The 25,782-nt window shown below is 59.5% G+C and carries 23 protein-coding genes and 8 pseudogenes; 10 read left to right on the forward strand and 21 right to left on the reverse strand.

The features are described 5' to 3' along the window. Window positions 1-38 precede the first annotated feature (38 nt). The 3 genes and pseudogenes from A3C3_RS0106185 to A3C3_RS41225 all read left to right on the forward strand — a co-directional run bounded on the left by A3C3_RS0106185 (window position 39) and on the right by A3C3_RS41225 (window position 3,197). Window positions 39-1,580, forward strand: coding sequence for a sugar ABC transporter ATP-binding protein (locus tag A3C3_RS0106185; protein WP_022713743.1), 1,542 nt, complete (start codon window positions 39-41; stop codon window positions 1,578-1,580). A gap of 43 nt (window positions 1,581-1,623) precedes the next feature. Further along, window positions 1,624-2,649 carry an ABC transporter permease gene (locus A3C3_RS0106190; RefSeq protein ID WP_022713744.1) on the forward strand — a complete coding sequence of 342 codons (1,026 nt, stop codon included), beginning with the start codon at window positions 1,624-1,626 and terminating at the stop codon, window positions 2,647-2,649. A 37-nt stretch (window positions 2,650-2,686) separates the two neighbouring features. After that, window positions 2,687-3,197 (forward strand): annotated as a pseudogene (locus tag A3C3_RS41225) (DUF4334 domain-containing protein). Between the two features lie 295 nt (window positions 3,198-3,492). Here A3C3_RS41225 and A3C3_RS48490 read toward each other — a convergent pair. The 3 genes and pseudogenes from A3C3_RS48490 to A3C3_RS0106205 form a co-directional block, all read right to left on the reverse strand. Continuing rightward, on the reverse strand, window positions 3,493-4,155 hold the full coding sequence (locus A3C3_RS48490; protein WP_446692553.1) for an NADP-dependent oxidoreductase: 663 nt from the start codon (window positions 4,153-4,155) through the stop codon (window positions 3,493-3,495). 34 nt (window positions 4,156-4,189) lie between these two features. Then, window positions 4,190-4,465 (reverse strand): annotated as a pseudogene (locus tag A3C3_RS48955) (alcohol dehydrogenase catalytic domain-containing protein); the annotation flags it as partial. A 203-nt stretch (window positions 4,466-4,668) separates the two neighbouring features. Beyond that, window positions 4,669-5,559 (reverse strand): LysR family transcriptional regulator, encoded by an 891-nt coding sequence (locus tag A3C3_RS0106205; protein WP_022713745.1) that lies wholly within the window; start codon window positions 5,557-5,559, stop codon window positions 4,669-4,671. Between the two features lie 104 nt (window positions 5,560-5,663). Here A3C3_RS0106205 and A3C3_RS0106210 point away from each other — a divergent pair, with 104 nt between their 5' ends. Both A3C3_RS0106210 and A3C3_RS0106215 read left to right on the forward strand, forming a co-directional pair. After that, complete coding sequence (locus A3C3_RS0106210; RefSeq protein WP_022713746.1) at window positions 5,664-6,533, forward strand: SDR family oxidoreductase; 870 nt, start codon at window positions 5,664-5,666, stop codon at window positions 6,531-6,533. A 34-nt stretch (window positions 6,534-6,567) separates the two neighbouring features. After that, on the forward strand, window positions 6,568-7,041 hold the full coding sequence (locus A3C3_RS0106215) for an SRPBCC family protein (protein ID WP_022713747.1): 474 nt from the start codon (window positions 6,568-6,570) through the stop codon (window positions 7,039-7,041). A gap of 88 nt (window positions 7,042-7,129) precedes the next feature. Here the strand turns inward: A3C3_RS0106215 and A3C3_RS41235 are convergent. Together A3C3_RS41235 and A3C3_RS0106225 are read right to left on the reverse strand one after the other, a co-directional pair. Then, window positions 7,130-7,797, reverse strand: a pseudogene (locus A3C3_RS41235) (ATP-dependent DNA ligase); the annotation flags it as partial. After that, on the reverse strand, window positions 7,721-8,071 hold the full coding sequence (locus A3C3_RS0106225) for a hypothetical protein (RefSeq protein WP_145611696.1): 351 nt from the start codon (window positions 8,069-8,071) through the stop codon (window positions 7,721-7,723). The pseudogene A3C3_RS41235 and the gene A3C3_RS0106225, both read right to left, overlap by 77 nt. On the opposite strand from A3C3_RS0106225, the gene A3C3_RS0106230 reads away from it, so the two are divergent. The 3 genes and pseudogenes from A3C3_RS0106230 to A3C3_RS41240 form a co-directional block, all read left to right on the forward strand. Continuing rightward, window positions 8,061-8,708 (forward strand): HAD family hydrolase, encoded by a 648-nt coding sequence (locus A3C3_RS0106230; RefSeq protein ID WP_198019855.1) that lies wholly within the window; start codon window positions 8,061-8,063, stop codon window positions 8,706-8,708. The genes A3C3_RS0106225 and A3C3_RS0106230 overlap by 11 nt on opposite strands. 267 nt (window positions 8,709-8,975) lie before the next feature. Beyond that, window positions 8,976-9,230 (forward strand): annotated as a pseudogene (locus A3C3_RS46735) (hypothetical protein); the annotation flags it as partial. A gap of 425 nt (window positions 9,231-9,655) precedes the next feature. Then, window positions 9,656-10,949 (forward strand): annotated as a pseudogene (locus A3C3_RS41240) (methyl-accepting chemotaxis protein); the annotation flags it as partial. Between the two features lie 214 nt (window positions 10,950-11,163). On the opposite strand, the gene A3C3_RS41245 reads toward A3C3_RS41240, so the two are convergent. The 6 genes from A3C3_RS41245 to A3C3_RS0106275 all read right to left on the reverse strand — a co-directional run bounded on the left by A3C3_RS41245 (window position 11,164) and on the right by A3C3_RS0106275 (window position 15,282). Further along, entirely contained in the window at window positions 11,164-12,372 is a 1,209-nt protein-coding gene (locus A3C3_RS41245; protein ID WP_233450577.1) for a trypsin-like peptidase domain-containing protein, read from the reverse strand. A gap of 270 nt (window positions 12,373-12,642) precedes the next feature. Next, on the reverse strand, window positions 12,643-13,008 hold the full coding sequence (locus A3C3_RS0106255; RefSeq protein ID WP_022713750.1) for an SPW repeat protein: 366 nt from the start codon (window positions 13,006-13,008) through the stop codon (window positions 12,643-12,645). A gap of 33 nt (window positions 13,009-13,041) precedes the next feature. Then, window positions 13,042-13,365, reverse strand: coding sequence for a hypothetical protein (locus A3C3_RS0106260; RefSeq protein ID WP_022713751.1), 324 nt, complete (start codon window positions 13,363-13,365; stop codon window positions 13,042-13,044). Window positions 13,366-13,797: 432 nt separating this feature from the next. Beyond that, a complete protein-coding gene (locus A3C3_RS46745; RefSeq protein WP_233450578.1) occupies window positions 13,798-14,091 on the reverse strand; it encodes an NADH dehydrogenase ubiquinone Fe-S protein 4 in 294 nt (97 codons plus the stop codon). A gap of 111 nt (window positions 14,092-14,202) precedes the next feature. Continuing rightward, complete coding sequence (locus A3C3_RS0106270) at window positions 14,203-14,712, reverse strand: Hsp20/alpha crystallin family protein (protein ID WP_022713752.1); 510 nt, start codon at window positions 14,710-14,712, stop codon at window positions 14,203-14,205. A gap of 93 nt (window positions 14,713-14,805) precedes the next feature. Continuing rightward, complete coding sequence (locus tag A3C3_RS0106275; RefSeq protein ID WP_022713753.1) at window positions 14,806-15,282, reverse strand: Hsp20 family protein; 477 nt, start codon at window positions 15,280-15,282, stop codon at window positions 14,806-14,808. A gap of 217 nt (window positions 15,283-15,499) precedes the next feature. On the opposite strand from A3C3_RS0106275, the pseudogene A3C3_RS46750 reads away from it, so the two are divergent. Then, window positions 15,500-15,721 (forward strand): annotated as a pseudogene (locus A3C3_RS46750) (hypothetical protein). A 41-nt stretch (window positions 15,722-15,762) separates the two neighbouring features. On the opposite strand, the gene A3C3_RS0106280 reads toward A3C3_RS46750, so the two are convergent. The 6 genes from A3C3_RS0106280 to groES form a co-directional block, all read right to left on the reverse strand. Then, the gene (locus A3C3_RS0106280) at window positions 15,763-17,973 is read right to left on the reverse strand and encodes an amylo-alpha-1,6-glucosidase (protein ID WP_022713754.1); all 2,211 of its coding nucleotides are present in this window, start codon (window positions 17,971-17,973) and stop codon (window positions 15,763-15,765) included. A 16-nt stretch (window positions 17,974-17,989) separates the two neighbouring features. Beyond that, complete coding sequence (locus tag A3C3_RS0106285) at window positions 17,990-19,084, reverse strand: glycosyltransferase family 4 protein (protein WP_022713755.1); 1,095 nt, start codon at window positions 19,082-19,084, stop codon at window positions 17,990-17,992. Between the two features lie 86 nt (window positions 19,085-19,170). Then, entirely contained in the window at window positions 19,171-19,596 is a 426-nt protein-coding gene (locus A3C3_RS0106290; RefSeq protein WP_022713756.1) for a hypothetical protein, read from the reverse strand. Between the two features lie 51 nt (window positions 19,597-19,647). Next, a complete protein-coding gene (locus A3C3_RS0106295; protein ID WP_022713757.1) occupies window positions 19,648-19,893 on the reverse strand; it encodes a hypothetical protein in 246 nt (81 codons plus the stop codon). A gap of 59 nt (window positions 19,894-19,952) precedes the next feature. Beyond that, entirely contained in the window at window positions 19,953-21,581 is a 1,629-nt protein-coding gene (gene groL / locus A3C3_RS0106300) for a chaperonin GroEL (RefSeq protein WP_022713758.1), read from the reverse strand. Window positions 21,582-21,627: 46 nt separating this feature from the next. Then, window positions 21,628-21,942 (reverse strand): co-chaperone GroES, encoded by a 315-nt coding sequence (groES, locus tag A3C3_RS0106305; protein ID WP_028739445.1) that lies wholly within the window; start codon window positions 21,940-21,942, stop codon window positions 21,628-21,630. 280 nt (window positions 21,943-22,222) lie between these two features. Between groES and A3C3_RS0106310 the strand changes: the two genes are divergently transcribed. Continuing rightward, window positions 22,223-22,495, forward strand: a complete 273-nt coding sequence (locus A3C3_RS0106310; protein WP_022713760.1) for an usg protein — start codon at window positions 22,223-22,225, stop codon at window positions 22,493-22,495. Window positions 22,496-22,748: 253 nt separating this feature from the next. Here A3C3_RS0106310 and A3C3_RS41255 read toward each other — a convergent pair. The 4 genes and pseudogenes from A3C3_RS41255 to A3C3_RS0106335 all read right to left on the reverse strand — a co-directional run. Beyond that, window positions 22,749-23,205: pseudogene (locus tag A3C3_RS41255) on the reverse strand (alpha/beta fold hydrolase); the annotation flags it as partial. Window positions 23,206-23,250: 45 nt separating this feature from the next. Further along, window positions 23,251-23,719: pseudogene (locus A3C3_RS41260) on the reverse strand (nuclear transport factor 2 family protein). Further along, window positions 23,719-24,345 (reverse strand): pyridoxamine 5'-phosphate oxidase family protein, encoded by a 627-nt coding sequence (locus tag A3C3_RS0106330; RefSeq protein WP_022713764.1) that lies wholly within the window; start codon window positions 24,343-24,345, stop codon window positions 23,719-23,721. The pseudogene A3C3_RS41260 and the gene A3C3_RS0106330 overlap by 1 nt, the downstream one beginning before the upstream one ends. A gap of 98 nt (window positions 24,346-24,443) precedes the next feature. Then, window positions 24,444-25,415: an alpha/beta fold hydrolase gene (locus A3C3_RS0106335; protein ID WP_022713765.1), complete on the reverse strand. Its 972-nt coding sequence runs from the start codon at window positions 25,413-25,415 to the stop codon at window positions 24,444-24,446. Between the last annotated feature and the right edge of the window lie 367 nt (window positions 25,416-25,782).

Here is a 25,782-nt window from a genome sequence, read left to right on the forward strand (position 1 = left end):
CGTCTCATGCCGACAGCATTAGCAGCCATGGACAGGCGATGAACCACAGCTCCGACATCCCGTCACCGGACGCGCTTGCAACGCCGTTCCTTTCGCTTTCCGGCATTGGCAAGACCTATCCAGGCGTCGTTGCGCTCGAGGGCTTGTCGATCGACATCATGCCGGGAGAGGTCGTCGGCCTCGTCGGCGAGAACGGGGCTGGAAAATCGACGCTGATGAAGATTCTTGGCGGCGTGATCGCACCCGACCGGGGCACGATCCTGCTCGACGGCGCAGAGCTTCGTTTCCTTACTGTGGAATCGAGCATCTCATCCGGCATCGCCTTCGTGCACCAAGAACTCAATCTCTTTGAGAATCTCGACGTTGCTGCCAATATCTTCCTGGGCCGCGAACCGCTGAAGGCGGGACCTTTCAAGCTCGTCGATCGCGATCGGCTGCGAGACATGGTGAAACCGCTCCTGAAGCGGGTAGGGGCTCATTTTTCCGCCGACACACCCGTGGCATCGCTTTCCCTTGCCGAGCAGCAGATGGTCGAAATCGCCAAAGCGCTGTCCATCAACGCCAGGCTCGTCATCTTCGACGAACCCACGTCCAGCCTGCCGCTGGCCGAAACCGAGCGGCTCCTCAGCATTATCAGATCGCTGAAAGCGGATGGCATCAGTGTAATTTTTATCTCGCATCGCCTTCACGAGGTTGAGCGCGTGGCGGACCGGGTCATAGTCCTGCGCGACGGCGCGCTGGTGGGCACGCTCGCCAAGAAGGACATCGGCCACGATCAGATGGTCAAGCTGATGATCGGCCGGGTGCTTGCGGCCCGGACCGCAAAACCGCAGCGCTCGCCCGGATCGGTTGCGCTAAAGGTAAGCGGCGTGCGTACTGAGGCCTACCCCGGCCGTCCCGTTGATCTGGAAATTCGGTATGGAGAAATCATGGGGCTTGCAGGGCTCGTGGGATCGGGCCGCACCGAGCTTGCAAGGGTACTCTTCGGCATTGACCGGAGCTACGGCGGCGCCATTCTGCAGGACGGTCGGCAAATTGTGGTCAACTCTGCCCGGGACGCCGTCACTCGTGGCATTTTCCTCGTCCCGGAGGATCGCAAGCGTAACGGCATTCTTCTTGATTTCCCGATCGCCCAGAACATAACCCTTGCCGATCTCCTCAAGCTCTCCAGCCGCTTCATGCTCTCCGCTGAGCGGGAGAGGGCGGCGGCCGAAAAGCAGCGCGTTCGCCTCGGTATCAAGGCGCCCTCCGTTTCGACGCGAACCGGCACTCTGTCCGGCGGCAATCAGCAGAAGGTGGTGCTTGCCAAATGGCTATCGATGAGCCCCAAGGTGATGATCTTCGACGAGCCGACGCGCGGCATCGATATCGGCGCAAAGAACGAGATCTACGGCCTGATGCGAGCGCTTGCCGATGCCGGAGTGGCGATCCTGATGATCTCCAGCGACATGGAAGAGGTGATAGGCGTTTCTGACCGCATCGCCGTCATGCACGAAGGCCAGATCGCCGGCATATTGGAAGAGGACGAAATCAGCCAGGAAAGCGTCCTTTTGCTTGCTGTCGGCAAACGCGTAAAATAGCGGCTGCGGCCAATACAAATAAGTATCGGGGGATGGATCTCGAATGATCAAAAAAGATCTCGGACTGCTGCTTTTGATCGTCGTCGTCGGCATCGTCGTCGCCATCATCAACCCGCGCTTCCTGCTGCCGATCAACCTGGCCAACACCGCCAATCTGATCGGCCTGTTCGGCATCCTGTCGATTGGCCAAGCCTTTGTTATCATAACAGGTGGTATCGAGCTTTCCGTGGGATCGCTCGTCGCGCTTCTCGGCGTGCTGTTCGTCGATTTCATCGCGGTCCAGGATATGTCATGGATGCTGGCGCTGCCGCTCATTCTCGTGCTCGGTGCGGTCATAGGTGCCGTCCACGGCTGGCTGATCACCCGGCTTAACCTGCAGCCCTTCGTCGTCACCCTCTGCGGCCTCCTGATTTATCGTGGGGCGGCGCGCTTCTATACGGCCGACGGAACGGCGGGTTTTGCTTTTGGCCAAAATTTCCCCGAGCTCGAATTCCTGACCGCTGGGCGGTCTTACGGCGTTCCCAACACTTTCATCGCACTCGTCATCATTGCCGTGGTCATGTGGGTTGTGCTCCATCGCTCCGTCTTTGGGCGCTATCTTTACGCGATCGGCAAGAACGAGGAGGCGGCCCGCTATTCCGGTATCCGCACCGGCCGCATGGTCATGACGGCCTATGTCATCTGCGGGCTGCTCACGGCGCTTTCGGCGATTTATTTCGCCATGTACACGCGCTCGATCTCGCCGGCGAGCCATGGTCAGTTCTACGAACTTTACGCGATCGCCGCTGCCGTACTCGGCGGCTTTTCGCTCCGCGGCGGCGAGGGATCAATCGTCGGCGTCGTGCTGGGCACGGTGCTGCTCCAGGAGTTGCAGAATCTCGTGAATTTGCTCGGTATCCCCTCGTCGTTGAATTTCGCTGTCATGGGTGGCGTGATCCTCATCGGCGTCCTGATCGACCAACAATGGCACGCGATCCGCGCAAAACGCCGCCTCGTCTCTGCCGCCCGGCAGGCCGAAACTCGTCTTTCGAACGAAAGCAGCCTGCCGGTGGTCGCCAATCAGGACTAGGTCCGTGGACGGGCCACGGTGTACGTGACCTCTTCCGGTGAGAGAACAGCAGACAGCACTTGAGGCGTTCCGAAACCTGCCATTGATCGAGCCGCGCGAACTCGTCGGCCTATGGAGCGGGCGCGGGATACCGTCAGGACATCTGTTTGACGGCGTGCTCGAAAATCTCGGCTGGTTCGGCAAGCGGTTTACCCCGGGCATGCGGGTGGATGCCTAGCTGTTTCGCTCAGGTGAGCGGCGCCTGGTCGCGATCGATCCGAAATGGATACCGCTCCGCCTGGCGCTTCGCTTCCATGGGGTCGGCAGGGACCCACGTTGCCCGCAACCTGTTTTCCTATCTGCAGCGCCGGCTTCGGGCGAGGGGGCCGGTCGCCTCCCTGAAGACAGTCGTGTTTGGCGGTGTCGAGAGCGCGGCGATGGTCTATGACGACCAGCCGATCGTCGATTATCTCCGCCGCATCGACGAGCACAGGGTCATGGGGGCGTTGACGATCAGCGGCGACGAGCGGATCTATTTCTTCGAACTCGAGCGCGTCAATGAGCCTTGAAAACCGGACGGTCGGACATCATCTATCGCCCATCACCCGTTTCGATGACTGTTTTGCCGAGCAGCTTGGCTGCCGCGCACGGTCGTCCGGGTCGGACAGGGCGCTCCCCGCAAGGGTCGAGCGCCCTGTCTTTTTCAGCCGGTCGGTTTCTCGTTCATGTCGAAAACGCGGCATTGTCTTGGATCTCGCGCAGGCCCCTTGTAGGATGCGTGCCGCAGATTGCCGTCATGGGTCCATCCACGAAACTTGATTTCCGCGATCAATCTTCGCTGGGCGAAGAATAGGTTCTTGTCTGTCAGCGGGCGAAGTCTGCGACGATCTTGCCGGGAGCGTGGCCGGTGCGATTGCGTTCGATTGCCGAGGGCAGATCGTAGAAACCGACGACTTCGGCAACTGTCGATCGCAGGACACCGGCGGCGACTTGCTCGGCGATCGCAGCCAGAAGCGCGGTGTCGGGTCTATTTGACAAAAAGACAGCGCGGCGGTCTTGTGGCGCGCGCGATACGACGTCTGGAGCAGCGATGCTCACGAGGAGGCCGCCAGGTGACAGGAGCATCCAGGACCGGTCCAGGACCTCTGCGCCTACCAGGTCGACAACGAGATCGATGTCGCCCGTGAGGTGTTCCAGGGTCTGGTGGCGGTAATCAATCACCTCGTCCGCACCCAGGGCCCGCACATGCGGCAGGCTTTTGGTCGAGGCCGTGGCATAGACGATTGCTCCCGCCGCCTTGGCGAATTGAACGGCGAAGCTCCCCACACCCCCCGCCGCGCCATGAATCAGCACGCGCCGCCCAGAGAGGTCGAAATCCGCGACCTGCAGGACCTGCCAGGCCGTCATTGCGGCGACCGGAATAGCCGCCGCCTCCACGTCGGACAGACCTTCGGGCGTCTGGACGAGTTTCTCGGCATCGATGAGCAGCTGGTCGGCATAGGCGCCGCATTGACCGAGCGCGGCCATAACGCGATCGCCGCGCACCACGCCCCGTGACACCGGGTCCCGTCTGCAGCACGACGCCGGCCATTTCGATACCAAGGGTGGCAGGCAGCTCCAGCTTGAAGATATTGCGGACATGGCCATCGCGGATCTTCCAGTCGAGGCCGTTCACTCCGGCAGCTCTGACCTCGACCAGGACCTTACCTGGACCCGGATCAGGTACGGATACTGGATCGACCGAGAGGGGTTCGGGGCCGCCATAGACGTGAAGACGTAGGGCTCGGCCGGGACCAATCGGTTTGGATGTGGAATTGGCGTGCTTGAGGTGGCTCATATGGTTCTCCTTCTGGACGGAAGGTATGCACCAAAATCCGTACCATAAGTCACCGAGATGAGACGGTCCGTCTCATTGAAGAGACACCCGATGGACCTTTCCGGCTCCTTTGAAGCTGTGTTCGTCGCCTTGTCCTGTGCCCTGATTTTCAACGCGCTTGTCCTCTTCCGTAGGGCATTTAGGCGCGAAGGTGGCCCCGGTCGTCACCTGCCGATATAGGCGGCCAGCTCGTTCGGCGTCCCATTTGGGAAGGCCTGTTTCAGAAAATCCAGGAACGCGGATACCCGAGCGCTGAGCAGCCGCCTAGACGGATAGAGCGTCCAGAGCGCAATTTCGGGGCCGTCGATGTCCCCCCAATTGACCAATGTGCCGTCAGCCAGGTCGTGGCTCACCAGCGAAATGGGAAGACGTCCTGCGCCGACGCCGGCTCGCACAGCATCCCGGACCATGATGAGCGTCGCCAAGGTGAGCACAGGTTGGATCCTGATCGTCGACCGGCCGCCGGCTGTCTTCACCTGCCATGTTTGCGCTTCGCCTGCACCGCGCGCAACGCCGGGAGCAGCGAGGTCTCCGGTCGGGTGGGGAAGATCGGGGCTCGCCACTACGACCAGGCGGTCGCGGAGAAACACCCTTCCGACCAGGCTTTCGTCGGGATCTGGATTGACCCGGATGACCAGATCGTAGCCCTCCTCGATCATATCGACGGGCCGGTCCTCACTTGTCACCTCAAGCCTCACCTCCGGATATTTGAGGGTAAAGCCGGCGGCGATCCTTCCCATCGCGGTCTGGGAAAAATGTAAAGGTGCGCTGATCCGCAATCTCCCCTTGGGTTTCTGACCGCCCGAGGCAATCGCCGAAGCCGTCTCGTCCAGCTCGGCGAGCAGCGCCCCCGTCCGCTCGAACAGCGCTCGTCCCTCTTCTGTGAGCTTCAGGTTCCGCGCACCCCGTTCAAACAGCCGCAGATCGAGATCACTTTCCAGCTCGGCGACACGCCGGGACAGGGTTGCCTTCGGCCGGCCTGTGGCCCTTGCCGCTTTGCCAAAACCACCATGGCGGGCAACGAGGTTGAAATCGGCAAGCGCCAGAAGATCCATGAGTGTTCCGCCGGTGAGACGGTGTGTCCAAAATCGCCGTCTATCGGGCTACCAGTGAACCACACATATTCGACGTGTCAAGCAACCCAATACGGAGAAATACCATGACCATTCTCGTCACCGGTGCCACAGGCAATGTTGGCCGCCAAGTCGTCGAACACCTCGTCAAGCGCGGCGCCGATGTCCGTGCTCTTGTCCGCGACCCGTCGAAAGCGAAATTCCCGCAGGACGTCAGGGTCGTGCAGGGCGACTTCCTCGACATCGACTCGCTGCGCAACGCCATGTCGGGCGTATCGACCCTGTTCCTCCTCAACGCCGTGGTGTCAGACGAATTCACTCAGGCTTTGATCGCGCTCAACATTGCCCGATCGGCCGGCATCGAGCGGATCGTCTATCTCTCGGTGATCCACGCCGACCTCTATGTGAACGTGCCGCACTTCGCGGGAAAGTTCGGCGTCGAGCGAATGATCGAGCAGATGGACTTCAAGGCGACGATCTTGCGCCCGGCCTATTTCATACAGAACGATCTGATGGTCAAAGACGTCATCACCGGCTACGGCGTCTACACAATGCCGATCGGCGCCAAAGGCCTCGCCATGATCGACGTCCGTGATATCGCCGAGATCGCCGCCCTTGCGCTGCTGCGCCGCGAACAGGCCGCAGAGCCGCTTGCGCTCGACCGGATTAACCTCGTCGGTCCGGAGACGCTGACTGGCGCGGATATTGCCGCCATCTGGTCGGAGGTGCTTGCTCGCCCGATCAGCTACGACGGCGACAATACCGACGGTTTCGAGCAAAATCTGAAACAATTCGTACCCGCCTGGATGGCCTACGACATGCGCCTAATGGGCGAGCGCTTCCTGACCGACGGGATGCTGCCTGAGGTCGGCGACGTCGAGCGCCTGACTGCGCTGCTCGGACGTCCGCTGCGCCCATATCGTAACTTCGCCTCGGAAACCGCAGCTTCTTCCTAACGGAAGCACAGCTGTCTCGAAAGGACCATCAACCATGATCTATTCGACTGCCACAGTTCCGGTGAACCCGGAAGACGAAGCCCCATTGACGCGTGCTCAGGCGTGGAAGGGGCTCGAACTCAAAGCACGCGATGCCCGTTTGTTTCTCGTTCCTGGCCTCTGCACTCGTTGTGAGATTGTTGAGGAAAGCGCGACCCACTTCGTGCGCGAAGCGACAATCGGTGGCAACGAGCTACGCGAGATCGTCACGCTTGAGCCGGAAAGCAAGGTCACCTTTTTCCAGGCGGCCGGTCCGCGCGAGGGAGTGATTATCAACGAATTGTTTGAAGATGAAGAAGGTGAGCTGTTGCTCCGCTTCTACTGCTATATGGGCCTGCGCGGCAAAGAGCCAAATGGTCGCGAGGAGCAGGCCGAGCAGGCTCAGTTCGCCAGCGAAAACGGTTACAAGGCTGCCCTAATGTCGACGCTGAAGCAGACCCGCGAACTGCTGGCAAAGGGAAAGCTCTGAGCATCGCCAGAAACAAAAACAACAGGGCGGCCCCTTCTCGGGGGTCGTCCTGTTTTAGACCGGGCGCACTGCGCAAAGCCGAGCGCCATAATGTCGGCTGGGCGAAGACCAGATTCTTGCCCTTGAGCACTGCCGCCGGTCGTGTGGTCTTCAGCTTTTCGAGCGTGGCGCGCAGGTATTCGGCATCCTTGGTGTTGGAGCCGGTGCTGACCGAGCCGACATAGACCCAGTCATGTCCCTCGCGGCCGGCAAGAAGCAGGCTGCCGATCCCACCGCGCGCAACTGTCGACTGCTCATAGCCGATGATCATGAAGCTTTCGCTTTGGACGCATTTGATCTTCAGCCAGTCGCCGGTGCGGCCGGAGCGATAGGGACGATCCGGTGCTTGGCGATAATTCCCTCAAGCCCTATCGAGCAGGCCTTCACCAGAAGTACGGCACCATCGCCATGCACTTCTTCCGACAGCTGGATTGCGCCGGTGGCGCCATCCAAAAAGTCTTCCAGCAGATGCCGGCGGACGGAGAGCTCGGTTCCCGTCAGGTCATGACCATCGAAACAGAGAAGGTCGAACGCGAAAAACAGCGATTCCATCGACGAACGCTTGCCCCCGCGTCCACCCAGCGAGCGCTGCAGCGCCCCGAAATCAGACCGACCCTCTTTATCGAGCACCACGGCCTCGTCATCGAGGATGGCTGTTCCCACGCCGAGCTTTCGTGCCGCCTCGGCGATGACTGGAAACCGGTGCGCCCATAAGTGCCATGGCGATCATGATCCTGCGCCGGTCGCCGATCAGGTCGGAGAGAATGCCGAGCGAGACGCTGATGGTGACCGCCGACACCGAGAGATAGGGCAGGGTCGAGCCATAGGCGGAACCCTGGACGAAGATCATGAAGGCAAGGAGCAGTAATTGCGGCCGGGCACGGATCTGACGAAGGGAATGAAACATCGGAAATGCAATCTCAAAGCGGACCTCCGTCGCATCGTCGACAGAAGCGCTGGAGCGCTTGCAGGCAAATGGAGTGAAAGTCATTCCAGTAACCGCCGCTCCGGCAGGCTGGTGCGATCAGATGGCACGCATGTGGCCCGTGGACGGTGTGATCGGGGAAAACGGCGGATTTTTCTTCCGACGACAACCGCAAGGACACGGTCTGGAACGGCACTTTTGGCATTCGTTGGCCGACCAGGAATCCACCCGCGACCGCCTTAAGGAGATCGCCGACATTGTCCGTACCAAGTTTGGCACGGCCAGGCTCGCCGAAGATCAACCGTTCCGATTGACCAGTCTAGCCTTTGCCCAGCCGGACACACCGACCGACGTCGCCGCCATCGTTGCGGCCCTGCGCGAGGCGGGAGCAAATGTGACGGTCAACAATCTCTGGATCCTCGCTTGGCTGGGCAACTATGACAAGCTGGCCATGAGCCGGAGGATATTGTCCGCACACTATAACCTGGATATCGACAGGGACCCCCAGCAAGTCCTCTACGCCGGAGATTCCACAAACGATGCGCCGATGTTCGCTTTTTTCAGGCACTCGGTTGGCGTGAGTACTGTCGTCCGCTATCTCGCCGAGATACCGAAGCCACCCAACTGGATCACGGAAGGCCCTGGCGGGGCCGGGTTTGTGGAAATCGCCGACGCCGTAATCGCTGCACGGTCTGGAAGTTAGGAGCTGATTTCGGCTCGATGTCCCCTTGCCGCGCTCGGGCGATCGTTCTGGTGTGTCACTGATCGCGATGAGGCTTTGAGCCTGCCGGCGGGGCGAGGTGGCGAATTCGCCCGTGGTTCGCCGGCCCGGATTCACGAGAGCGAGCCCCGGCGGTCGGGACATTTTCATTTCAGTCCTTCGTATTGATACGGTGAAAATCAAAGGCCGGAATTTTCATCAAGGAATCCACTGCGATTGCTCTGTTTGAGTGGGAGTCCGGCGGTTCGATTATCCTGGGCAGAGGCGAAGGGTTTCGAGCGTGACGTCTACCAGCAGATGGCCCGCGACAATCCCGACCCAACCCCTGAGGGGCGGCCGGATCTTCCTCGATCCGCAACGATCGCATGGCCACCGCCGTGGCACCGCTGTCGCCGCGCGCATGTCCCGGCGCTGCTTGCGAAAAACCTCCGCCTGGCGGGACTATTGTGAGAGCGACCGCTAGAGCAGGCGGTCAAACGGCTCGGAAAATCACGCGCAACGTGATCTCTGAAGTGTTTCTTCCGGCTATTCAAGTGGCAGAGCCACGACCAAAATCGAAGCTTGCGGCCAGTCGCTTATGTCGCGGAGCCAGTCCAACGATCGTCAACCTCTCGTCGGCTGTAACGCCATCCTGCCACCCCGAACGAACTCTTCGTCGCGAGCGCCGCTTGTTAATTCGATTCGCTGTGAGCCCCCAGCAAACCACCCTGGATAGCATGCCTAATGGGCCTTGCTATGTGTCGTTTGTAAGCAACACAAAACTCGAAGCCAGTGAGGGCGGAAATGAATGAAGTTAATTCTAAATTAGCACAACGCCCGAGTGTCAAGCAGGCCCTTATTGCCGTTTTGTCCGTCATCTGTGGCGAATTCTTGAAGTTACTCGACCCGCGTGGTCGCCCTCAGGAGCTGGAGACCCGAATGAAGCCACCGCCGCAAGCGATGCGTTCATAGTCACAGCAATAATTGCAACCCTCGCAGTTCTGGTCGCCTTGGCCGGAACGATATTCGCCGTGCTCGGCATCGCAAATCCGATCCGCCGCATCGCCTCTGCCATGAAGATCTTGTCCGACGGCGATCTGCAAAGTGAGATCCCCTTTGCCGGCCGCGCCGATGAGATTGGCGCGATGGCGGCAGCGGTTGAAGTATTCCGACAAAATGCCATAAATGTCCTTCGCTTGGAGCAGGGAAGCGTCGGCATCGCGAAGCCAGTCAGAGGCCGCTCGTGCAGCTGCACAGGAGCGTGCGGAGCGAGAAGCGCAACAATTGCGGTTTGCGACGACGACGCTGGGCGACGGGCTGAGACGTCTGGCTGGCGGCGACGTCTCTTTCCAGCTGGCGGAGCCCTTCGCTGCGGAATACGAGCAATTACGCGAGGATTTCAACACGTCGCTCAAACAGCTCGGTACGGCGATCGGCGCTGTATTGCAAACGGTGCACAGCATCGACAATGGAACGCGCGAAATCGCGTCCGGTGCGCAAGATCTTTCCAAGCGTACGGAGCAGCAGGCCGCCTCCCTGGAGGAGACGGCGGCAGCTCTCGATGAGATTACCACCAACGTTGCCACCGCCTCCAAGCGAACCGACGAGGCTCGCAATGTCGCACACGAGGCTAATGTCAGTGCTGACCGTTCCGCGGCCGTCGTGTCTGAAGCCGAACAGGCTATGAGGCGCATCGAGGACAGCTCGGTGCAGATCTCCAATATCATTGGTGTGATCGACGAAATCGCTTTCCAGACAAACCTCCTGGCGCTCAACGCAGGCGTCGAGGCAGCCCGCGCCGGAGAAGCCGGCAAAGGCTTTGCGGTTGTCGCTCAGGAGGTGCGCGAGCTCGCGCAGCGCGCAGCGACGGCGGCAAAGGAGATTAAAGGGCTCATCGAAAAGTCGTCCGTCGAAGTCGGAACCGGCGTGAGACTGGTCCTCGAAACGGGCCTGTCGCTGAAGTCGATCGGCAATCATGTGTCTCAGATCAATCAGCTAATGTCGGCGATCGCGACATCCGCTCGAGAGCAGTCTACGGGCCTCGCCGAGATCAACACCGCCGTCAATCAAATGGATCAATCCACTCAGCAAAACGCGGCGATGGTCGAACAGTCCACGGCAGCGGCAGCGTCCTTGTCGAGCGAGGCGAGCAGACTGCGCGATCTGGTCAACCAATTTCGTCTCGACGATGCCCCCAGCCGTAGTGCCACGATGAGAAGTGATGTCCGACACAGGGCAGCGTGATCGTGGCTCGGCCGTCTCGTCGGACGGCGGCTGCTGTGATTGGCGGTCAAGCGCTCCTGCTTTAGTTCATCACGTGCTCGCTGATGTCGAAGATCGCCGCGTTATCCTGGACCTCACGCAGGTCCTTGTAGGCGGGATGGCAGGTCCCCGACCAGCCACGATAGTCAATCTCGGCGATGAGCGTCGGTTGCGCTGTCGCGGCCCTGTGTCCGGATTACCTGATGACCAACAGAAAGCGAGCCCCGTCACGGAAAAGCTCAAGGGCGGCTATAGCTGCCTTTTTGCTGATGGCTCGGCGCAACTCGGCGACAGAAGTGACCGGGATTCTGTTGACCGCAACGACCATATCCCCGGCGCGAAGGCCGGCGCGGTCAGCCACGCTGCCAGCGGCCACGCTCGCGATGACGACGCCGGAAACACCAGCTGCCCCAGATTCAGCAGCTGAGGCATCCCGCAGTCTCGCGCCGTCGAGCGGTGTGCCCGAGAAGTCCGCGGGGGCGCGATCTTCGCTTGCGATGGGTACCTCAATTTCCCGCTGGTCATCACTTCGCTTCACGGTCAGCCTGATCTTGCTGCCTGCGGGCGTTAGACCGATGCGGTTCCTGAGGTCAGTGGCGCCGCGCACTTGGCGTCCATCAATGGCCGTCACCACGTCCCCGCTCTTCACTCCAGCCCGATCGGCCGCCGAGCCGCGTTCAACGTTGGCGACGAGCGCGCCGCGAAGGCCGCCGAGATTGAGGGCTTCCGCCAGATCCGGCGTAGATCCTGGATACCGATGCCCAGCCTGCCACGCTGCACCTCGCCGTGGGCGGTCAACTGGTTCATTACGGACACCGCGATGCTGCTCGGCACCGCGAAGCCGATACCCACATTCGCACCGGCCGGGCTGAGGATTGCGGTATTGACTATTGACCCCGATCAGCTTGCCGTCGAGCGTGACCAGCGCTCCGCCTGAATTGCCGGGATTGATCGAGGCATCGGTTTGGATGAAGTCTTCATAGCCTTCGATATTGAGCCCGCTGCGCCCGAGCGCACTGACAATGCCGGAGGTGACCGTCTGGCCGAGTCCGAACGGGTTGCCGATGGCGACGACATAATCACCGACCTTGAGAGTATCGGAGTCTCCGATCTGGATCGCCGTGAGGTTCTTCGCGTCGATCTGCAGCAGCGCAATGTCGGTCTCCTTGTCGCTGCCGATCAGTTTAGCAAGCAGCTGCCGGCCATCTTTCAACGTGACGGAGATCTCCGTGCCGCCATCGACAACGTGGTGGTTCGTCAACACGTAGCCCTTGTCAGCGTCGACGATAACGCCGGAGCCGGCGCTCATCCGAGCCTGGGGTTGCTGCTCAGGCAGATTGAAGTACCGTCGGAAATAGGGGTCGTTGTAAAGCGGATTGTTTTCGGTCGGCGACCGCGAAACCACCGCAATGTTGACGACGGCCGGCGTGACATCGGCGCAAGTGTCGGCAGGTTCGCGGACGAAGCAGCTGGTGCGAGCGTCTGCGCAACGACCGGTGCGACCGTGAACAGGAGGGCTCCGGCGGCAATCGCTGCGGATGCGGCGATCGTGCGGAACCTCGGGGCGGGATCGGACATCGGTTGCTCCTTGAATCTAATGGTTCTTCTCTTCAGGCATGACGCGCGCAGGGACCAAAGGAACGGGCCCGGGGGCCCGGACCCGTTCTCACCCGGTTCACACGGTTGACAACGGATGGTTATGGCTGAACCAGATGCTGCCTGCGGCGAGGAGCGCGACGACAAGGCCGGCAATCACGTGCGCCCACATGGCTGCTGTCACGGCAGAGAAGCCGAGGACCCATGGAGCGACCACGGCCCATATGCCGAGCACCAAGTTGATCCACTCCTCTGCCTCATAAAAGGCATAGAGCGCCGCGACGGCGACCACGGCGATGGCCGCACCGACAATCCATGCATTCCAGGCGGCATAGGTCTCAGCGGCGAAACCGAAGAGCCAGGGGGTGATCAAAAGACCAAGACCGGCAACGATATTGACGATATCGAAAGCCGTCCGGTGGTTCGAAGATAGGGACTTCAGCATCGTTCATTTTCTCCTTCTCGGTTGGTTGCATCATCAATAGGCCGCCTCCTGCGAACAGGAGACGGGTGCGGCGGCGGCATTTGAACCGCCGTCGCCGCGAAGCCCGGTCATCGTGGAATTGGAATCCGGAAGAGGCGCTGTTGCTGCTGGTCCGGACACGAACAACGCCAGTTCGGCCCCGGCGAGCACGCCACTGGCGATCTCCTGGAGCGCAAGTTCGCTCTCATTTATGCCCGGCAGATCAACCCTTGGCTTCGCACCACGGTTGAGGGCGCGGCAGCACGCGGCTGCCGCAACAGCCAGCACGAACTTGTTTGGCAGGATCTTCTGGCAATCGAAGACGACATGAGGGTCCATGGGCGCATCTCACGCGGCTTTCCGACCGACCATACTATCGTCCCGCCTGCTCGTGGTTTCTCGATCGAGCGCGAGCAAAGCCTCCTCGATCTCATGGAGGTGCGAAGGCCGGTTGTTCTCCGGCGTGCATTCGTAAATCGCGTGACTGGCTAGATATTCCGTCCAGGCCCAGTTCATCAGGATCGAACGCTTCGCTTCAAGGGACAGCGCTCGATCGCGGAGGACGCCTATCGGAAATGACCACATCGCCGGGCCGGAAGCATGGTCCTGGTTCGTCTTCCCATCCAGTGCACGCCTGTCGCTTTGCTGAAGCGCGGGAGGGTCAAGCCGTTCCAGTGTCGCATCAGCCAAGGCATCAGACGGTTGGTGCGACCGCTGGCCGGTGCCTTGCTTTGCCTGTGCAGCCGTTTTGCCTGGCGGGCGTTGCACCACTTAGCTAAGCCCCTGACCCTCGGCATAGCGGATGGCGGATTCGAGCGTGGGGAATTTCAGCTCCACCTGGGTAAGCGTGTCGGCACTTCCTGTGTAGCCCATTAAAGGTTCGATGAATGGCGCGCTGCGGCGGTCGAAAACAAGCCGCCAGCCCTTCGTCCACGCGGTCCCTGATGTTGTCACCGAGCGCGACGGTTTGAAGATCCGGGCAACGGCTTTCTCGGGAAACAGTGAATGCCCGAAACAAGGATGGCTCCGCCGGTTGTCGTTCGAGACACGCGAACCGGAAGCCATTGCTATTCTCCCGTTATGTGTGGGTCTGACAGTCTCCATCATTTGTCCTCCCCATGTTGGCGAAGGATGCGCGGCGGCCGCCAGGTGGCCGGCGCCGCGCGTTCGTCTCGATCAGCTCTTGATGGTGATGCGCTTGACCTGCGACTGCGCCTTCTCGGTCTTCGGCAAGGTGACAGTCAGCACGCCGTTCCTGAAGGTGGCGTCGACTTGGTCTTCCTTGACCTCGAAACCGAGCGGAATGCGGCGCTCGAAGCGGCCGTAGTAGCGCTCGGAGAACTGCCGATCCTTGTCCTCGCTCTCGGAGCGCTTGTCGCCCTTCAGGGTCAGCACGCCATCATTGAGCAGGACTTCGATGTCCTTTTCCTCAAGGCCGGGGACTTCGGCCGTCAACTTGATCTCCTTGTCGGTGTCGGAGATCTCGACGCTCGGCCAGCCACCCCCGAAGGCGGAGGCGTTGCCGAAGGACGGCAGGCCGGAGGCAAAGCCTCGGAAGACATCATCGAACAGACGGTTCACCTCACGATGAAGCGACAGGAAGGGATCACGGTCGTCATCGCGCAAGAGACTTGGAACCCGGTTGCCATTGTTGCGGCCCCAGGGAATCAGATCACGAACACTCATGTTTCTTCTCCTTTCTGTTGGTTCGTTTGGCGAAACTTTCCTGCCGGCGCCGGACCATGCCCGGCGCCTTGTTTGCGGTCTGCTGGGGAACGCTTAAGCCGCCTGGTGCTTGCCCTCGATCTGCTTGGTCTCGGCCTTCGGCATTATCTGGCCGGTTCGGATCTCGATCTGGCGCGGCTTCATCTCTTCAGGGATTTCGCGCTTGAGATCGATGGTCAGTAGACCGTTGACGAGACCCGCACCCATGACCCTGACGTGGTCGGCCAGTTCGAAGCGACGCTGGAATGAGCCGCTGCCGATGCCGCGATGCAGATATTGGACGTCATCGCCGTTCGCCTTCTGTCCGGAGACGATGAGCATGTTCTGCTCTTGGGTCATCGCCAGTTCGTCCTGTGAGAAGCCCGCAACTGCCATGACAATGCGGTAATCATTCTCGCCAGTTTTTACGATATCGTAAGGCGGCCAACTGTCGCTCGTCTCCGCGCGGCTTGCAGCCTCGAGAGCGTTCAACATTCGGTCGAAGCCGATGCTCGACCGGAACAGGGGTGAGAAATCGAGGTTTGTCCTCATAGCCATATCCTCCTTATAAGCAACATGGATACAAGGAGACGCCAAGAGCGACCGGCGTCTCCTGGACCTGTGTCGATCCCCGGTGGGCAATCGACTAATACTGATATAATTCAGTGCCTTAGAATTTCAAGGGAAGTGGAATTTCTCGGTGGAAAAAATGGAATTTTTCCGGGGCGCCACCATGTTCGGGCCGAGGTAAAGAGGGGAGAAAATGGCTATGACCATGACTTCAGACGACGTCATCGCGGTCCTTGGGCCGACGAAACGCTAGTGGCCGAGGTCATCGCGACAGGTGCAACCCAGGCCGAACTCGCCGAGGCATTTGCGTGGGCCATCAACGACGAAGCCTTGATGGGCGAAGGAAGCCGTCTGCCGACAGGCACGGTTGCCGCGCTCGTTGAGCTGCTGGTCCGCCGACGAGGAAGAGCAGGACAAATAGCATGGTTTGGACTTGACCGCCGGAGCGGTCGATCCAACCGGTCATGCCGTCGTGAGCACGCGGATATCGCCCGTGCGATCGATCACGTCCACCACGACATTGCGACCAGAGCGTCGAATGGCAATGTCGACCGAACCATTGCCGATCAGCAGGTGCCGCAACGTGACTTCGTCGAGGAAGCTAGGAAGCCGCGGCTCGTTCAAACTGATCTGCAAGGCGTTCGGATCGAACTCGAGACCGAGGCACGATTGCAATAACGACAAAGGAGTTGCCGCCGCCCATGCCTGCGGCGAGCAGGCGACCGGATAGAAGGTCGGCCCCTGTGCGCGCCTGCGCGGCAGGCCGCAGAAAAGTTCGGGAAGCCGCCGCAAGTCGATATAGGTCGAAGCGCTAAATAATCCCTCGAAGATCCGCGCGGCTTCCGCGCGATAGCCATAACGAGCAAGACCGCTGGCGATCAAGGCATTGTCATGCGGCCAGACCGAGCCGTTGTGGTAGCTCATGGGATTGTAACGCGCCTCTGTGGAGGCAATAGTGCGGATGCCCCAGCCACAGAAGGATGAGGCACTCATCAAAGTGAGGGTGAGCTGTGCGGCCCGTTCGGGATAGGCGATGCCGGTAAACAGGGCATGGCCGGCATTGGAGGAGCGGACCCTGCAGGGTCGCTTGTCCCCGTCGAGCGCCAGCACGTAGGTGCCAAGTTCCTCGTCGAAGAAGCTCGTATCAAAGGCGCGACGCAGGCGCTGCGCCCGTGCTAAGAAGCCGGCGGCCCGTTCCGGCCGGCCGAGAAGCCGAAAGATCTCGGCCGCCGCATGCCAGGCGCCATAGACATAGGCCTGAACTTCGGCGATCGCGATCGGACCCTTAGCCAGCGTACCGTCAGCGTGGAAAATGGAGTCGTGGCTGTCCTTCCATGCTTGGTTGACCAACCCTTCTTCCGTCTGCCGCCCATATTCGACGAAGCCGTCGCCGTCGCGATCGCCATGGTCGTCAATCCATGTCAGTGCGGCTTCGATATGCGGCTGGAGACGGTCGATGGTCGCAAGATCACCGGTTCGTCTGAGATATTCGCCGGCCAGCATCACGAATAAAGGCGTCGAATCGATACTGCCATAGTAGCGGCGAAAAGGAACCTCGCCGAGCTCGGCCATTTCGCCACAGCGCACCTCGTGCAGGATCTTGCCGGGTTCCGCATCGGCGACTGGATCGATCTCCGCTGCCTGGTTGGCTGCCAAGTGGCCAAGAACTCCGCGGGCGACCTCCGGATCGAGCCAGAGCGTCTCCAGCGCCGTAATCAGAGCATCACGTCCGAAGACCGTGCTGAACCAGGGAATCCCGGCGTAGGGATAGGGGCCTTCCGGCTTGTCGGTCATCAGCATGTAGAGGTCGGAGATGCTGCGTCGGGCGACTTCGTTGAAGATTTCGTTCGACGTTGAGATCGAGGCGGCGCGCGACGAAGAGGCGCGCAGGGCTCTGCGTGAATCCCGCAGGGCAAGGAAAAACGAACGGTGGCCGGGTTTTCGAGACCCCATCTGATCACAGCCGATTTCTATGAACAAAGACCGGCTCTCATGCGGGGCCAGATGGAGATCATAAATGACATGGTCGGTGGCGAGTTCGTCCGGCTGCGGATCGAAGGAAAGTCGCGTCGATCGTCCTCGGTTGTCGAGGCCGATATAGGAGAGACAGACACAATCCTGCTCGACGACAGGGGAAAGATGGCGCCCTCTTTTCGCCCTGACCGTTCCGCGAACTTCGAACAGATCGGCGAAATCCGCTCCGAAAGCAATCTCGATACGAATAAGCTGCGGCCGGTCGTCAAAATTCTTTATCGATAGTCGCTCGTAGCAGTGAGCATTCCAGAGGAAGCGAGACCTGCGCAGGTGGATGAGGTCGTGGCCGAGGACAAGCCGTTCCTTGTCGTCGAAGAGGTCGGGATTGGTGAGATCGCATGTGAGCGACGCGTTGTCGTCGCGCAGTGTCGACGACAACAGCATCGGGCGCTTGCCGTTGATCGTCAGGTGGAGATGCGAGAGATACCGGGTGTCACGATGAAACAGGCCTTCCGGGCTGCCTGGCCCGGAAACTGCGTCGCCATTGTGATCGAATACGGCGAAGGTATCGCCGTGCTTGAGAGTGCGCGGCCGGCGCTCCTGCAGTGATGCGGTGGCCGGAATGAAAAATTGCGCGACCGGTGTCGCCGGGCCGGCCGATGCGGGCGCTGGACTCCTGTCTGCGGAAGCGATCGACATTGCTCCTCCTGAAGTTTCAGGCGACCACCTGCAGGTCGAGTGGCTGCCCATTCGACCGGCGAAGTGGAGCGGCTTTGGTACGGACGCCGGGTAGGTTACGGTAGAGGTCGACGTAGTCGCTCGCCATCCGTTCCGCGGTGAAGCGCTTCTCGAATGTGGCCCGCACTCTGCGGCGATCAATCCGAAGCGCCCATTCGACGTTCTCGGCCGCCTCGGTGACGCTGTCGACCAGGATGCCGGACACGCCGTTGTCGATCACCTCCGGAACCGAGCCGCAGCCGAAGGCGATGACCGGGGTGCCGCAAGCCATTGCCTCGATCATCACCAGTCCGAACGGCTCCGGCCAATCGATCGGAAAAAGCAAGGCTCCAGCATTTCCAAGGAACGCTGCTTTCTGATGCTCATTGATCTCGCCGATGAACTCGACATTGGAATGACGTTTCACCATCGGCTCGATGACCGTTTCCCAGTAGGCCCTGTCGGCATTGTCGATCTTGGCGGCGATCTTCAGCTGCATGCCGACTTTTGCCGCGATCTCTATGGCGCGATCGGGTCGCTTTTCCGGCGAAATGCGGCCGAGAAACGCGAGGTAATTGCCCTTTGGTTTTTCCGTGAAGGGCAGCAGATCGGCGGGTAGACCGTGGTAAACCGTCCCGGCCCAGTTGACCGGTGGCATAGGCCGGCGCTGGTCATTGGAGATCGATACGAGCGGAATATCTGCGAAGGCTTGGTAGAAGGGCTTGAGATCCGGCAGATCGAGACGGCCGTGCAAGGTCGTCAACGTGCGGTCGGCAAAATCCCGGATCAGCGGGAAATGCAATAGATCGATGTGGAAATGCAGCACGTCGAACTCATGGGCGCGGCGGCGAATTTCCTCAAGCATCACGACCTGATGTGGCAGGTGGTCCTTGACCGCCGGGTTGAGTCGTAGCGCAAGATCTGAGCAGGGCACCAGTCTTGCATCGGTGACGGAGTCGCCACTGGCAAAGAGCGTGACGCCATGGCCCTGTGCAACAAGTTCTTCGGTGAGATAGGAGACAATCCGCTCCGTTCCCCCATAGAGCTTCGGCGGAACGCTTTCGGCGAGCGGTGCGATCTGCGCGATCTTCATCGGCAAAACCTCCTCAAGTGAGCAAAGAGTCGTCGGTAAAAATCTTCTCCGCGTCCGACCAGGCACGCGGCGTTCAGAGGGATTGGCTAGATCTCGAATGGTTGCTTGCGACGCCCTCCTTTCCAGTAGCTGCACAGGTTGAAGCCGCCGCCGGATCGGTACGACCGGGGTCTGCGGCGACGGCTTTTGCTGTCATTAAAGAAAGCCACAGTCTTTTGCGCCGACGTGCTTTGATCGTCACCATCGAGGGCCTTCAAGGTCGCAAGAACCTCATCATAGGAGACGATCTGCTCCGTACCCGGATAGCGTCGCCAGGCCGGCATGGATTCGATTGCACACATGTCGGACGCCCATGAGGCCAGAATGGCCCGCTTCTCGTCCTTGCTGATATTGTCCGCCATCAGCACGTCGCGGGGATGATCGAAATGCATGGCCGGGTGCAACAGATGCGCGGCGCTTATTGTTGCTACGGCATGCTTGGCTGCAGAATTGCTATCAGTTTCCTTTCTCATGTTCCGACTCCACGGATATAGGACCAATAGACCTTGTCGACTCTCTTATGGTCACGCGGCTTGGGCAGGCTGCTTTTCGAACAATCCGCGCGCGGCCTGAACCATGGTCTTCAGGTGTTCGGGATTGCGAACACCCTGCCGATAAAGCTCCACGACGATGGCCGCGATGCGTTCGGCTTCTTCAGAATAGCGAGGCACGTCCGCCATCGTCCTGAGGTCATCGAAGACGTGCTGGCAGATTTCGAGATCACGGGAATCGAGCGGCGCTTGCGACTTCTTGATGATCGTTTGAACCATCTATTCCTCCACTGCTGGAGGCCCGCCCTTAAGAGCAGGGCGGGCCGCCGTCGATTGCCTTAGAAGTCCATGCCGGCACCGGCGGGGATCGCCGGAGCGGCTTCCTTCTTCGGTTTTTCGGCGATCATAGCCTCCGTCGTCACCAGCAGGCCGGCAACGGAGGCTGCATCCTGAAGCGCGGTGCGCACGACCTTGGCCGGATCGATCACGCCCTGTGCGTAGAGATCGCCATATTCGCCGTTCTGGGCGTTCCAGCCGTAGGAGAACTCGCTCTTTTCGCGCAGCTTGCCGACGATGATCGAACCTTCTGCGCCGGCATTCTCGGCGATTTGACGCACAGGTGCCTCGATCGCGCGGCGCACGATTTCGACGCCGACACGCTGGTCCTGGTTGGCCGTGTTAAGATTGTCGAGCGCCTTGACGGCCCGCAGCAGCGCGACGCCACCGCCCGGTAGGATACCTTCCTCGACGGCCGCGCGGGTCGCATGCAGCGCGTCGTCGACGCGGTCCTTCTTTTCCTTGACCTCGACTTCCGTCGAGCCGCCGACGCGGATGACGGCAACGCCGCCGGCGAGCTTGGCCAGGCGTTCCTGCAGCTTCTCGCGGTCGTAGTCAGAGGTGGTTTCCTCGATCTGCGCGCGGATCTGCGCAACCCGGCCTTCGATGTCGGACTTGGTGCCCGCACCGTCGACGATCGTCGTGTTCTCCTTCTCGATCGCGACCTTCTTGGCTCGGCCAAGCATGTTCAGCGTCACGTTCTCCAGTTTGATGCCGAGGTCTTCGGAAATGACTGTGCCGCCCGTCAGGATAGCGATGTCTTCCAGCATGGCCTTGCGGCGGTCACCGAAGCCCGGAGCCTTGACGGCAGCGATCTTGAGGCCACCACGCAGCTTGTTGACGACGAGCGTGGCGAGAGCCTCGCCTTCGACGTCCTCAGCAATGATAAGCAAAGGCTTGCCGGACTGCACGACGGCTTCGAGAACCGGCAGCATTGACTGCAGGTTCGAAAGCTTCTTCTCGTGGATGAGGATATAAGGATCCTCGAACTCGACGCGCATCTTCTCGGCATTGGTGACGAAGTAAGGGCTGAGATAGCCACGGTCGAACTGCATGCCTTCGACGACTTCAAGTTCGGTTTCGGCCGTCTTGGCTTCCTCGACGGTGATGACGCCCTCGTTGCCAACCTTTTCCATTGCCTCGGCAAGATACCGACCGATCTCTTCGTCGCCATTGGCCGAAATCGTGCCGACCTGGGCGATCTCCGAATTGTTGGAGATCTTGCGCGCGTTGGTCTTCAGTTCCTTGACCACGGCGTCGACAGCAAGGTCGATGCCGCGCTTCAGGTCCATCGGGTTCATACCCGACGCCACCGCCTTGGCGCCTTCCTTGACGATTGCCTGGGCAAGCACGGTCGCGGTCGTTGTGCCGTCGCCGGCGAGATCGTTGGTCTTCGATGCCACCTCGCGCAGCATCTGGGCGCCCATGTTTTCGAACTTGTCTTCGAGTTCGATTTCCTTGGCGACCGAAACGCCGTCCTTGGTTATGCGCGGTGCACCGAAGGACTTGTCGATCACGACGTTGCGGCCTTTCGGGCCGAGGGTCACCTTTACGGCGTTGGCCAGGATATCGACCCCACGCAGCATGCGTTCACGGGCATCGGTGTGGAACTTGACTTCTTTCGCAGCCATTTCTTTAACTCCTCAATAGGCAGCTAGTTTAACTGACGGGTCGGTTTCACGCGGCCTGCTTCTGCTCGGCCGGGGCTTCGATGATGCCCATGACATCGCTTTCTTTCATGATCAGCAGGTCCTCGCCGTTGATCTTGATCTCGGTGCCGGACCATTTGCCGAACAGGATGCGATCGCCAGCCTTGACGTCGAGCGCCTGGACCTGGCCGGCATCGTTACGCGCGCCGGGGCCGACGGCGATGACCTCGCCTTCCTGCGGTTTTTCCTTGGCGGTATCGGGAATGATGATTCCGCCCTTGGTTTTCTCTTCAGACTCAACCCGGCGGACAAGAATGCGATCATGAAGTGGTCGGAACGACATGTTTTCCTCCGATGGACAAACAATGATGACGTTGTTCCCCTGGCCGGACCGGATGACCAGTCCGGGCGGGTGCAAAACCCCGTTCGAGCGTTTTGCGCAAAATGATCTGGTTTGGCGGTTTTTCGATTTCAAGAGGTCCAAAACAAAAAATTAGCACTCTTCATCGGCGGCTGCTAACATACTGGAAAGGAACAACAACCAGGCCTAGAGCATTCAAAAAATCATTGATGGCCGCAAAAATTTACGCCACCTTCAGGCTGTCACAAAACGGAGATGAAGCATGCGATTTTCATCGGATCTGGAGCGTCAGCTCAACGGTTATGGCCTTACCACCGCGCATATCCTCTACCGCATTCCCGATTTCGAATCCGTCCTTCAGACTTATGTCTGGCAGGATTACGATCTGGCTCCCGATTTCCCTGAGATGCAGAAGTTCCTCAACTACTGGCAGGCCAACCTTGACGGGCCGCTGCATTCCGTCCGCTATACGCATCAGCGCCTGATCGGACCGAACGAATGGCGCCGCGTTGAAGGCGAGTTCAAGCTCCATTGAGACTTGAAACCGGATTTTTCGCTTCCTGGCTTTTGTCGCGACCGAGGCTTGACGAGCCCGGCCACTGTCGCACGTCATTCCGGTCTCCGTGTGAGATATCAAAAGTGGGTCGGGATCGCACAAGCTAAATGGTCCCAACGCTGCAATTGAGTGGCAAAGCCTCGACGAGCGATGGAGGATTTCAAGCGCTACTGCATCGGAGCACCAGAGACGGCCTGAGACCAGATCGCTGATTGTGAAGGGCAAGCGAGCAGATGGCGAGAGGTTTCATGATCTCGCGCAGGGCATCGCGGTTGGCGGTCGTGGGATCGGTATCGCCTGATCGGATTCCAGACGTCGCTCAACCCCTCCTCGTAGGCATTGCCATTTTGGGAAAATGATTGCTGTCACCCGCTCTGGGAACGTCATCGCGACGCGGAAACCGATAGGCGCTCCGATATCGAAAGCGTAGAGAGCAAATCGCCCGATGCCCAGCACCTCAATGATCCTCTGGATGATGCGGGCAAGATTGTCGAACGTGTAGGCGAAATTTCCGCGCGCAGGCGCTTCCGACTGGCCAAACCCTGCAATGTCGGGTGCGATGAGGTGAAATCGGTCCGCGAGTAGCAGATCGCGAAACATGTGGCTCGATGATGGAAACCCGTGCAGCAATAACAGGGTCGGTTTGGCGGGTTCTCCGGCCTGCCGATAAATACTTCGCGACCGTCGATATCAACGCGGTGATAGGTGGTGTTTCCTCATGTCGTTCTTCCCCCTTAGAAACCGAAATCGCTGAGACCGGGGTGCTCATCCGGTCGACGGCCAAGCGGCCAGTGGAATCGGCGATCCTGGCTTTGGATTGGTGTGTCGTTGATGAAGGCGAGGCGTTTTTGCATGAGGCCATCAGTTCCAAACTCCCAATTTTCGGTTCCATATGACCGAAACTAGTTGCGCTGCCGTCGCGCCATCCATAGGCAAAGCCAACAGCGATGCGGTTGCCGGTAAAGGCCCAAAGCTCCGTGATCAGTCTGTATTCGAGTTCGCGTTGCCATTTCCGCGTGAGAAAGCCGATGATCGCTTCGCGGCCGTTTATAGACTCGGACCGGTTGCGCCACCGGCTGTCATGGCCATAGCCAGCGGTACCTTTTCGGGATTGCGGTTGTTCCAGCCATCCTCCGCAAGCCGAACCTTTTCTGTTGCAGAAGCCCCTGAAAAGGGCGGCAATGGGGGTTTTGTGGCGTCCATTATTTTCCTCCCAAGGCCTCGAGCCGAGTACGCAATTCTGCATTCTCCGACTCCAGTTCGGCTAAGCGTTCACGCAACGGTGCTACCGCTTTCTCGACCTCGTGTTCGGTGTAACGCGGTGTGATATGTTGGGGGCAGTTCCAATCGAAGGCTTCCAGCCGCAGCCGAAAAATCCGTTCTGCCTTTGCCCGGTAGCCGGCGTCAAAAACAAGGTCGGTCAGCGTTGGGTCGGCATCGAGTGTCAGCTTCTCGACATGCATATATATCTTGAGGCGTGCTCGTCTCGGGTAATCCACCACAAAGAGACAGGCCCGGTCATTTGCGGCAAAGTTTCCGGTACTGATATATTGGCGGTTGCCCCTGTAGTCGGCGAAAGCCAGTGTTTTCTTGTCGACGATTTTGAGAAAGCCCTTTGGCCCACCGCGATGCTGAACATATGGCCAGCCGGTTTCCGACACAGAGGCAATGTAGAAGCTGTCCCGTGCAGAGATGAAAGCCAGTTCGCTGTCGGTGAAGCTGTCGGATTCTCGATGGTGGTCGCCTAACCAAATCTGGTCGGAACCCATTTCAGCTTGTGCCAGCCGCACATTCGGAGTGATTGCAACTTCCAAAAAATGGTACGGCATGGGGATCTCCAAAATCTGGAATTTAGTAACTGCTGTTCAGCGGTGCGACCTCGGCTTGGCGGAACCTTGGTCACACCGCCGGTAACCATGCCTGATGGTCACTTCTTTGCGACGCTGCGATCCAGGAAGTCGTTGATTAGCGGAGCAGCGACGTCCAGCTTTTCTTCGAGCAGGAAGTGACCTGAGTTCAGGATATGAATTTCGGCATCCGGAAGATCCTTGAGATAAGGATGAGCGCCAGCCTCAGGAAAGATATAATCGTTCTTGCCCCAGACGATGAGCGTGGGCGGTTTGCGCTCACGAAAGAAACTTTGGAACGCAGGGTAAAGCGGCACGTTGGTGCGATAATCATACAACATATCGAGCTGGATATCCTTGTTGCCTGGTCGGTCCAGAAGAGCCTGGTCGTGAACCCAGTTGTCAGGGCTGATGCGCGACACGTCTTCCATGCCATCGGTATACTGGAACTTGGTCGTTTCGAGCGTGACCAGACCGGAGAGCGCCTCACGGCTCTTCTCAGACCCATCGGACCAGTAGGTCTTGATGGGATCCCAAAATTCCTTCAGCCCCTCATCATAGGCGTTGCCGTTCTGGATGATCAGCGCACTCACCCGTTCCGGATGTTTCAGCGCCACGCGGTAGCCCACCGGTGCACCATAATCCATTACGTACATCGCGTAGCTTTTGACCGCCAAATGATCCAGCAACTTGTCTACGATATCGGCGACGCCGCCAAACGTGTAGGCAAATTTGCTACGATTGGGAGATGCACTTTGGCCATAACCCGGATAGTCCGGCGCGATGACGTGGTATCGGTCTGCAAGAAGCGGGATCAGATTCCGGAACATGTGGGAGGACGTCGGAAAACCATGGAGTAGCAGCACGACCGGAGCGTCGGCCGGACCGGCTTCCCGGTAGAAGATATCGAGGCCCTCGATCGTCGCAGTTCGGTAGTGGATGGGAACCGGAGCTTCGCGAACGTCCGCGGCGTGCGCAGGAAGCGCGCCTACCATTGTTGCCGCGGTCATGCTGGCGGTCGCCAACGTCAGGCACATAATCAAACTACGCATGATAGTCTCCCCATAAGTCGAGATGAAACGATGAAACGAAAATTAGTTTCGAGTGAGGGCTCCTTTGGGCCGTTCAGGCCGAGCAAACGCCGTCGCGATAAACAACGTCACCGGAGGCTGTTGCCTCAGGTCAGGATGGCAGTGATGTAGAATTTCAATGCACGTTCGATGTGAAGGCGACGACGGACTTGCCGACGTCGCCATTCATCAAGGGCCTCTATGTGTAGGAGTAAGCGGGTTTCTGATCGCTCTCAATTGCGATCTAGGTCACGTGCAACTAGACGATGGCATTGCAGGCGTAGACCTTGGTATATCGATTTGTCCTTACGTAACTCACAGAAATCCCGTAACTTTTCCTTCGAATGAT

Source organism: Rhizobium mongolense USDA 1844 (assembly GCF_000419765.1).
GTDB classification, from domain to species: domain Bacteria; phylum Pseudomonadota; class Alphaproteobacteria; order Rhizobiales; family Rhizobiaceae; genus Rhizobium; species Rhizobium mongolense.

Coding starts and splice junctions, on each gene's coding strand:
- A3C3_RS0106185 (WP_022713743.1), top strand. CDS start 39: ATGAACCACAGCTCCGACATCCCGTCACCGGACGCGCTTGCAACGCCG.
- A3C3_RS0106190 (WP_022713744.1), top strand. CDS start 1,624: ATGATCAAAAAAGATCTCGGACTGCTGCTTTTGATCGTCGTCGTCGGC.
- A3C3_RS48490 (WP_446692553.1), bottom strand. CDS start 4,155: ATGGCCGCGCTCGGTCAATGCGGCGCCTATGCCGACCAGCTGCTCATC.
- A3C3_RS0106205 (WP_022713745.1), bottom strand. CDS start 5,559: ATGGATCTTCTGGCGCTTGCCGATTTCAACCTCGTTGCCCGCCATGGT.
- A3C3_RS0106210 (WP_022713746.1), top strand. CDS start 5,664: ATGACCATTCTCGTCACCGGTGCCACAGGCAATGTTGGCCGCCAAGTC.
- A3C3_RS0106215 (WP_022713747.1), top strand. CDS start 6,568: ATGATCTATTCGACTGCCACAGTTCCGGTGAACCCGGAAGACGAAGCC.
- A3C3_RS0106225 (WP_145611696.1), bottom strand. CDS start 8,071: ATGACTTTCACTCCATTTGCCTGCAAGCGCTCCAGCGCTTCTGTCGAC.
- A3C3_RS0106255 (WP_022713750.1), bottom strand. CDS start 13,008: ATGCTGAAGTCCCTATCTTCGAACCACCGGACGGCTTTCGATATCGTC.
- A3C3_RS0106260 (WP_022713751.1), bottom strand. CDS start 13,365: ATGGACCCTCATGTCGTCTTCGATTGCCAGAAGATCCTGCCAAACAAG.
- A3C3_RS46745 (WP_233450578.1), bottom strand. CDS start 14,091: ATGGCTTCCGGTTCGCGTGTCTCGAACGACAACCGGCGGAGCCATCCT.
- A3C3_RS0106270 (WP_022713752.1), bottom strand. CDS start 14,712: ATGAGTGTTCGTGATCTGATTCCCTGGGGCCGCAACAATGGCAACCGG.
- A3C3_RS0106275 (WP_022713753.1), bottom strand. CDS start 15,282: ATGAGGACAAACCTCGATTTCTCACCCCTGTTCCGGTCGAGCATCGGC.
- A3C3_RS0106280 (WP_022713754.1), bottom strand. CDS start 17,973: ATGTCGATCGCTTCCGCAGACAGGAGTCCAGCGCCCGCATCGGCCGGC.
- A3C3_RS0106285 (WP_022713755.1), bottom strand. CDS start 19,084: ATGAAGATCGCGCAGATCGCACCGCTCGCCGAAAGCGTTCCGCCGAAG.
- A3C3_RS0106290 (WP_022713756.1), bottom strand. CDS start 19,596: ATGAGAAAGGAAACTGATAGCAATTCTGCAGCCAAGCATGCCGTAGCA.
- A3C3_RS0106295 (WP_022713757.1), bottom strand. CDS start 19,893: ATGGTTCAAACGATCATCAAGAAGTCGCAAGCGCCGCTCGATTCCCGT.
- groL (WP_022713758.1), bottom strand. CDS start 21,581: ATGGCTGCGAAAGAAGTCAAGTTCCACACCGATGCCCGTGAACGCATG.
- groES (WP_028739445.1), bottom strand. CDS start 21,942: ATGTCGTTCCGACCACTTCATGATCGCATTCTTGTCCGCCGGGTTGAG.
- A3C3_RS0106310 (WP_022713760.1), top strand. CDS start 22,223: ATGCGATTTTCATCGGATCTGGAGCGTCAGCTCAACGGTTATGGCCTT.
- A3C3_RS0106330 (WP_022713764.1), bottom strand. CDS start 24,345: ATGCCGTACCATTTTTTGGAAGTTGCAATCACTCCGAATGTGCGGCTG.
- A3C3_RS0106335 (WP_022713765.1), bottom strand. CDS start 25,415: ATGCGTAGTTTGATTATGTGCCTGACGTTGGCGACCGCCAGCATGACC.